Genomic DNA, 640 nt, shown 5'->3' with positions numbered 1-640 from the left:
ACAGTCATATTCGCAAAAATTCGCCGACCTTCCGGCACCTGAGAAATCCCCAGCTTTACAATGCCCGGGGCCGCCATTCCCGCTATATTTTTCCCTTCAAAATTGATTGATCCTTCTTTCGGCTTTAACAGACCCGAAATCGTCCGCAGCGTCGTACTCTTTCCCGCTCCGTTCGCTCCGATTAAGGTCACGATCTCCCCTTCTTTTACATTGACGCTGATTCCCTTTAAGGCATGAATCGCTCCATAGTAGACATTTATATTGTCGATTGTCAGCATGACTCGCTTACCTCCTCGCCCAGGTAGGCTTCCACTACTTTCGGATTGTTTTTGATCTCATTTGGCGTACCGCTGGCGATGATCGTGCCATAATCAAGTACATAGATTCGCTCGCACACGTTCATGACAAGACTCATATCATGCTCAATCAATAGAATCGTCAGATTGAATTCTTTTTTGATCCACCGGATCATTTCCATGAGTTGCTGCGTTTCCTGCGGATTCATCCCGGCTGCCGGTTCATCCAATAAGAGCAGTTTCGGCTGCGCCGCCAAGGCTCTGGCAATTTCCAGACGACGCTGCTCGCCGTAAGGCAGGTTTTTCGCAATCTCGTCTTTTTTATCGGCCAACCCAAAGATTTT

The 640-nt window shown here is 48.1% G+C and carries 2 protein-coding genes; both read right to left on the bottom strand.

The genetic code is table 11. The features are described 5' to 3' along the window. Positions 1 to 278: ATP-binding cassette domain-containing protein (locus AC0NJP_RS18275; RefSeq protein ID WP_474700706.1), on the bottom strand; the 278-nt coding region annotated here is incomplete at its 3' end. Then, positions 272 to 640, bottom strand: a 369-nt coding sequence (locus AC0NJP_RS18270) for an ABC transporter ATP-binding protein (protein ID WP_474700705.1), incomplete at its 5' end; no start/stop codon positions are given. The genes AC0NJP_RS18275 and AC0NJP_RS18270, both read right to left, overlap by 7 nt.

The sequence above is a fragment of the Pelorhabdus sp. sgz311002 genome, from assembly GCF_056134285.1.
This window is presented reverse-complemented; position numbering and strand designations above follow the sequence as displayed.